The following is a 757-nucleotide window of genomic DNA, read 5'->3' as shown; positions in this document are numbered from 1 at the left end:
CTCCCCTCCCACCAACGCGGACTGACAGGCCGTCACACCGGCCCCCGCCCGCTTTTGACAATTTGTCCGGACGTCCTGTCCCGGCTGTCTCCCTGGTCGGGGCCCCGTCCTATTCCGAAATAATTTCAAGGACTTGGCCGTAAGTCGTGGGTTTGACGCCCGCCCAGCGATGGCACCTGCCTTGCTCAAGGTCCCATCTGGGGCTGGCTTTCTCCCGGAAGCGTGATGGAACTCTTCTTTCGCAAGTACTTCTGGAGCGTGAACCTGTTGTTCATCCTGCTCGTCGCCCTGCTGGCGGCGCGCACGGTGAACCTGTTCGTCGAATCCTCCATCTCCCCCGCGCCCGCGTCCGAGGCTCCCGCCCGCGTCGCGCAGCGCACCCACGCCGCGGACAGCGGCCTTGCCACCATCGACGCGGAGCGCCTGTCGCGGCTCACCGGCGTGAAGCTGCCCGCGGAAGAGGTCGCGGTGAGGGAGCCGCCCACGTCGCCGGAGTTCGACGCCAACGCCCCGCCGGCCAAGAGCGGCCTGCGCGTGAAGCTGCTGGGCACGCTCGTCGCGGCCAACCCGGACTGGTCCTTCGCGTCCATCCAGGACATGAACACGCAGCGTTCGCAGACGTACATGATCGGCAACAACCTGATGGGCGCCACCGTCATGGAGATCGAACGCGAGCGCGTGATCATCAACAACAACGGCCGCCGCGAGTTCATCGACGGGCAGCCCGGTGACGGAGCCGTCGCCGCCTACACCCCGC

General features: G+C 66.8%; 1 protein-coding gene. It reads left to right on the top strand.

Going from position 1 to position 757, the window contains the following annotated elements; all coding sequences use genetic code 11:
- Positions 1 to 225 precede the first annotated feature (225 nt).
- Positions 226 to 757, top strand: a 532-nt coding sequence (locus D7V77_RS42300) for a type II secretion system protein N (RefSeq protein ID WP_304485894.1), incomplete at its 3' end; no start/stop codon positions are given.

The sequence above is a fragment of the Corallococcus sp. CA041A genome (assembly GCF_003612075.1).
In the GTDB taxonomy this organism is placed as follows: domain Bacteria; phylum Myxococcota; class Myxococcia; order Myxococcales; family Myxococcaceae; genus Corallococcus; species Corallococcus exiguus.
Note: the sequence above shows the minus strand (reverse complement) of the source record. Positions and strands in the feature narration are given on the sequence as shown.